General features: G+C 71.9%; 8 protein-coding genes. 2 read left to right on the forward strand and 6 right to left on the reverse strand.

The genetic code is table 11. From position 1 onward, the window contains the following. Positions 1-145: 145 nt before the first annotated feature. From tadA to AOK11_RS41750, 3 genes are all read right to left on the reverse strand, one after another. On the reverse strand, positions 146-577 hold the full coding sequence (gene tadA, locus AOK11_RS13130; RefSeq protein WP_055593877.1) for a tRNA adenosine(34) deaminase TadA: 432 nt from the start codon (positions 575-577) through the stop codon (positions 146-148). A gap of 47 nt (positions 578-624) precedes the next feature. After that, positions 625-1,167: a tRNA adenosine deaminase-associated protein gene (locus AOK11_RS13135; RefSeq protein ID WP_055593870.1), complete on the reverse strand. Its 543-nt coding sequence runs from the start codon at positions 1,165-1,167 to the stop codon at positions 625-627. A 374-nt stretch (positions 1,168-1,541) separates the two neighbouring features. After that, positions 1,542-1,847: a hypothetical protein gene (locus AOK11_RS41750; RefSeq protein WP_055593871.1), complete on the reverse strand. Its 306-nt coding sequence runs from the start codon at positions 1,845-1,847 to the stop codon at positions 1,542-1,544. Positions 1,848-1,985: 138 nt separating this feature from the next. Here AOK11_RS41750 and upp point away from each other — a divergent pair, with 138 nt between their 5' ends. After that, the gene (gene upp, locus AOK11_RS13145) at positions 1,986-2,621 is read left to right on the forward strand and encodes a uracil phosphoribosyltransferase (RefSeq protein WP_055593872.1); all 636 of its coding nucleotides are present in this window, start codon (positions 1,986-1,988) and stop codon (positions 2,619-2,621) included. A 165-nt stretch (positions 2,622-2,786) separates the two neighbouring features. On the opposite strand, the gene AOK11_RS13150 is transcribed toward upp, so the two are convergent. Both AOK11_RS13150 and AOK11_RS13155 read right to left on the reverse strand, forming a co-directional pair. Beyond that, positions 2,787-3,407: a LytR C-terminal domain-containing protein gene (locus AOK11_RS13150; RefSeq protein WP_055593873.1), complete on the reverse strand. Its 621-nt coding sequence runs from the start codon at positions 3,405-3,407 to the stop codon at positions 2,787-2,789. Between the two features lie 258 nt (positions 3,408-3,665). Next, positions 3,666-3,962: a type II toxin-antitoxin system VapB family antitoxin gene (locus AOK11_RS13155; RefSeq protein WP_055593874.1), complete on the reverse strand. Its 297-nt coding sequence runs from the start codon at positions 3,960-3,962 to the stop codon at positions 3,666-3,668. 38 nt (positions 3,963-4,000) lie between these two features. Between AOK11_RS13155 and AOK11_RS13160 the strand changes: the two genes are divergently transcribed. Then, entirely contained in the window at positions 4,001-4,186 is a 186-nt protein-coding gene (locus tag AOK11_RS13160; RefSeq protein ID WP_055593875.1) for a hypothetical protein, read from the forward strand. 40 nt (positions 4,187-4,226) lie between these two features. On the opposite strand, the gene AOK11_RS13165 is transcribed toward AOK11_RS13160, so the two are convergent. Further along, a complete protein-coding gene (locus AOK11_RS13165; protein WP_055593876.1) occupies positions 4,227-4,949 on the reverse strand; it encodes a siderophore-interacting protein in 723 nt (240 codons plus the stop codon). Between the last annotated feature and the right edge of the window lie 32 nt (positions 4,950-4,981).

Below are 4,981 nucleotides of genomic sequence, written 5' to 3' on the forward strand. Positions count from 1 at the left end.
GCGGTGGGATTTGAACCCACGGTGACTTGCGCCACACTCGCTTTCGAGGCGAGCTCCTTCGGCCGCTCGGACACGCTACCGGGAAAGACCTTACAGCACGCGGCGCGATGGTTTGAAATCGGTATTCGGGTGCGGTGGCCCCGCGTCAGCGGTCCCGGAAGAACGCGGTGAGCAGGCGCGCGCACTCCTCGGCGAGTACTCCTTCGACGACTTCGGGCCGGTGGTTGAGCCGCCGGTCGCGGACGACGTCCCAGAGGGAGCCGGCCGCGCCCGCCTTCTCGTCCCGGGCGCCGTAGACGAGCCGGTCGACCCGGGACTGCTGGATCGCGCCCGCGCACATGGTGCAGGGCTCCAGCGTCACCACGAGGGTGCAGTCGGCCAGCCGCCACTGTCCCAGCGCCGCGGCGGCCCGCCGGAGGGCGAGCAGTTCCGCGTGCGCGGTGGGGTCGCGGGCGACCTCGCGTTCGTTGTGCCCGGAGGCCAGTACCGTGCTGCCGTCCGGCGCCAGGACGACCGCGCCGACGGGTACGTCCCCGCCCCGGGCGGCCCGCTCGGCCTCGTCCAGGGCGAGCCGCATCGCGGCCCGCCAGGGGTCGCGCACCGGGTCGGGCGGGGTGGGCCCGGTCAGCGGACGGTCTCCAGGACCTCTGCGGCGCCCAGGACCTCGGCGATCTCGCCGAGGGCGTCCCCGGACAGCGAGCGCAGGTCCTTCTCGCTCACGCCCAGGTCGTCCAGGACCAGGGCGTCGCCGACCGGACCGTGCGGTACGGAATCGGCGGAACCGGTGTCCGCCGCGCCGTCCTCACCGGTGCCGGCGTCGTCCGGTTCACCGTCCTCCGTGCCGTCGAGGTCGAGGGCGTCCAGGTCGGGGCCGTCGACCCCGGGTTCCCGGCCGAGCAGCTCGTCGGTGAGCAGGATCTCGCCGTAGCTGCTGCGGGCGGCGGCCGCGGCGTCGGACACGTAGATACGAGGGTCGTCCTCGCCGTCCACGCGGACGACGCCGAACCAGCCGTCCTCCTGCTCGATCAGCACGAGCACCGTGTCCTCGTCGGGGGCGGCTTCCCGGGCCAGGTCGGCCAGATCCGACAGGGTTTCCACATCGTCGAGCTCCGTGTCGCTCGCTTCCCACCCGTCTTCGGTGCGCGCGAGCAGTGCGGCGAAGTACACCGTGACTCTCCCACTGGTCTTAGGTGTGCCGGTTGGGAATCCCCCCGGCGGAGGTGTGTGGACGAGGAGTGCTCTACGAGCCCCGCCCATTCGGAATCGTGGCAGAAACAAGGCCGACAGGGGACGTCTTCGGCTCCCTGTGTCCGGCAGTTTTGACCTCGCCCCGCCGAGTGTCCCCCCGGAAGCTGCCCGGGACCCGTCGGCGCGCTCGCCGCCGCCACAGCGGATCGTACGCGGCTCGGCCTGCCGTGCTCGTACGACCACGAGGCAAACACCCGCATGGGCCGCGATCTTCCCGCAGCCGGGCCCGTTCCCGCGGTGTTCGCGACATCCCGTTCCCCGGGAGCGTCCCGTCCCGGGAGGCCGTGAGCCTCCTACCAGCGGAAGGTCCGCATGCGCATCGCGTGCCGCAGCCGGGCCGCCTTGGCGCGGCGCGGCTGGACCCGGTCGCGCAGTTCCCGGGCCTCGGCGAGTTCGCGCAGGAACCGGGCGCGCCGCCGCCGCCGCTCGGCGTCCGTCTCGTCCGCGCCGGGCGGTCTGGTCATGCCGGGCACCCCGGACACTCCGGAGACCTCCGACGCGCGGGCCGTACGGGCCACGCCGGCCGCGCCCGATGCGCCGCGCAGGCCGCCGGGTGTCTCGCGTACCGGAGACTTGTCCCGGGAATTCCGCTCAGGCATTGCTTCATCACCCCAGTCCGTCCCTCCCACCTTCCCCCGGACGGGCGGTTTGACGCCAGCGAAGGAGTGGCGGCGGACAGTGGGGGCTTGCCGTGTGCGGGGGAGTCGGGCCCGGTCCTGCCCGGTTAATGTGGGGACATGCGTCTCCACGTCGTCGACCACCCCCTGGTCGCACACAAGCTCACCACGCTGCGCGACCAGCGCACCGACTCCGCGACCTTCCGCCGTCTCGCCGACGAGCTGGTCACCCTCCTCGCCTACGAGGCCACGCGCGACGTGCGCACCGAGCAGGTGGACATCCAAACGCCGGTGGAGCGGACCACGGGCGTCAAGCTCTCCCATCCGCGCCCGCTGGTGGTGCCGATCCTGCGGGCCGGTCTCGGCATGCTGGACGGCATGGTCCGGCTGCTGCCGACCGCCGAGGTGGGCTTCCTCGGCATGATCCGCAACGAGGAGACGCTGCAGGCTTCGGCGTACGCCACCCGGATGCCGGAGGACCTTTCCGGGCGTCAGGTGTACGTGCTGGACCCGATGCTGGCCACCGGCGGCACGCTGGTCGCCGCGATCCTGGAGCTGATCAAACGGGGCGCGGACGACGTGACCGCGGTGGTGCTGCTGGCCGCTCCCGAGGGCGTCGAGGTCATGGAGCGCGAGCTGGCCGGCACCCCGGTGACCGTCGTGACGGCGTCGGTCGACGAGCGCCTCAACGAGCACGGCTACATCGTGCCGGGCCTCGGAGACGCGGGGGACCGGATGTACGGGGCGGCCGAGTAGCCCGCCTGCCGGAAGTACGCGTTACGCATACGGGCGGCGGTGCCGGACCGGCCCGCCCGTTGGCAGGACGACCGCAGGACGAGGCGGCTGCTGCCGAGTTCCGTCCTCGGACTCGGGAGCAGCCGTCTCTGCTTCTGCTCAGGGCTCCTGCTTCCGCCTCCGGCGTCAGCAGCTCTTTTTGGCGGTGGGTTCGGGTTCGGGGGCGTTCAGCGCGGCCAAGGCCCGGTCGGCGTCCGCCTTGGCCGTCAGCCGGGTGAAGGCGTCACCGATGATCAGGTCGATCTCGACGCCCTTGCGGGAGGCCTCGGTGCGGCGTTCGGCGTCGGCGAGCTGGGTGCCGAGCACCGGCAGCGAGGTCTTGAGGGAGGACGCGGGGCCGAGGAGCACACCGGTGCCCTTGACCTTCTTGTCGTACTCCTTGGCCGCGTTGCCGACGTCGCCGATCTTGAAACCGCGCTTCTTCAGTTCGTCCGCGGTCTTCTTGGCCAGACCTGACTTGGTCGTGGCGTTGAGGACATTGACCGTGATCCGGTCGGGCCCGGGGAGCGCGGCACTGGGGCTCGGACTGGGCGAGGGGCTCGCCTTGGTGGCGCAGCCCGCCTTGACGCCGACCGCGGAGGCGGGGTTGCCGCCACCGGTGAAGACGTCGAAGAGCTGCAGTGTGCCCCAGCCGGCCACGCCGAGCGCCGCGACGGAGGTGATGGTCAGGACGACGAGCTTGCCGCGGCGTCGGGGTCGGCGCATCCGCGGGTACTTGTCACCCCGGATCTGGTACTGGCCGCCCATGCCGGGAGGAGTCAGCATGCTCATGGGCGCAGCGTAATGCGCTCCGGCGACGATGCCTACCAGATGATCATTCGATAGCGCGCAGTCCAACCCGAAAGGGTCAAACCCAGTGCCGAAAGAGGTGCGTCCGGTGGGGTCGAGGGGCCTGGACGGCGTGCCGGTGCCCTCCGTGTACTGACCGGTGACACCCGCGCGCAGAACGGAGTCGCCCGCGCGCCGGACGGAGTCGCCCGCGTGTCGGACGGTGGGCGGGGAGTGTCAGCCCAGATCGAGGACGCGGGCGTGCAGCACCTGGCGCTGCTGGAGCGCCGCCCGTACCGCGCGGTGCAGCCCGTCCTCCAGATACAGATCGCCCTGCCACTTCACGACGTGCGCGAAGAGGTCGCCGTAGAAGGTCGAGTCCTCGGCGAGGAGGGTCTCGAGGTCGAGCTGCTGCTTCGTCGTGACGAGCTGATCGAGGCGGATCGGGCGCGGCGCGACGTCCGCCCACGACCGGGTGCTTTCCCGGCCGTGGTCGGGGTACGGCCGGCCGTTTCCGATGCGCTTGAAGATCACACGGAAAGCCTACCGGCCCAGACGTTCCGGGCGCAGCCATGGCGGCGGAGTACGACACGGGAAAAAACGTCTCAGAGCGGGAGGAAGTGGAAACGGGTGAGAGGGGTCCGCGTCTTCTGCCGACCGAACCCGGGCAGGTCCTCCAGCCGCTTCAGCAGTTCATCGCCGGTGTCCACGCCGTGCCGGACGCCCTCGGCGTCGGCGTCGGGGTCCCGGCGAGGTGAAGGGTGACGTCCCTGCCGCGACGATCGGCGTGTCCGCGGGTCAGCTCGTGCGCCAGTACCCCAGGGCGTGCATCCGCTGCTTGGGCACGCCCTGCTCCTTGCGCAGGAACGCCGACAGGGTCCGGGTGGTCGCGGTGTCGCAGGCGACCCAGACGTACGGGTCGGGGTGGGCCCGCAGCAGGTCGGGCAGGTCGGCCCGGACCCGCTCGACGAGGTGGGCGCCGGAGTCCCGGCGCGGGACCTCGCGCACCTCGTGCCGCTCGGGGTCGGCCAGGCAGGGCAGCCCGTCCAGGGCGCCCTCGAACCAGATGGTCGCCGGGGCGGATCCCACGGCGCCCAGCAGGGAGTTGACGGCCGGGAGGGAGGCCGGATCCCCCACCACGAAGAGGTGCGAGGGGGCAGGGGCGGGCACGTCGAAGCCCGTCCCCTGGACGGTCGCCTCGATGGTGTCCCCGGGCTTCGCCGCCCGCGCCCAGTCGCTGGCGCACCCCTCGTGCAGGGCGAACTCCAGGCCGAAGGTGCCGGCCGCCGGGTCGGGATCGACGAGGGTGTACGCCCGTTGGTGCGGCTTGCCCGCGTTGTCGAACCACAGCCGCACCCACATCGTCGGGTGGACGCCGGTCGCGGCGAGCATGCCGCCGTCGGTGAAGCGCAACCGCCGGTAGTCGGGGGTGACGTCCTCGGCGCGCGTCACCGTGAACTCGAAGTCCTTGGCGCGCATCAGTTTGAGGACCGCGCCCTCCCAACCCCGCCCCTGCCTCATCGCTCGTTCACCTTTCGCGTACGATTCCGCCA

It is taken from the genome of Streptomyces hirsutus (assembly GCF_001418415.1).
Classification (GTDB): Bacteria; Actinomycetota; Actinomycetes; order Streptomycetales; family Streptomycetaceae; genus Streptomyces; species Streptomyces hirsutus.

Excerpts from the sequence above, each read along its gene's own strand:
- tadA (WP_055593877.1), bottom strand. The coding sequence starts at position 577 with ATGCGGCTCGCCCTGGACGAGGCCGAGCGGGCCGCCCGGGGCGGGGAC.
- AOK11_RS41750 (WP_055593871.1), bottom strand. The coding sequence starts at position 1,847 with ATGCCTGAGCGGAATTCCCGGGACAAGTCTCCGGTACGCGAGACACCC.
- upp (WP_055593872.1), top strand. The coding sequence starts at position 1,986 with ATGCGTCTCCACGTCGTCGACCACCCCCTGGTCGCACACAAGCTCACC.
- AOK11_RS13150 (WP_055593873.1), bottom strand. The coding sequence starts at position 3,407 with ATGGGCGGCCAGTACCAGATCCGGGGTGACAAGTACCCGCGGATGCGC.
- AOK11_RS13160 (WP_055593875.1), top strand. The coding sequence starts at position 4,001 with ATGGCGGCGGAGTACGACACGGGAAAAAACGTCTCAGAGCGGGAGGAA.
- AOK11_RS13165 (WP_055593876.1), bottom strand. The coding sequence starts at position 4,949 with ATGAGGCAGGGGCGGGGTTGGGAGGGCGCGGTCCTCAAACTGATGCGC.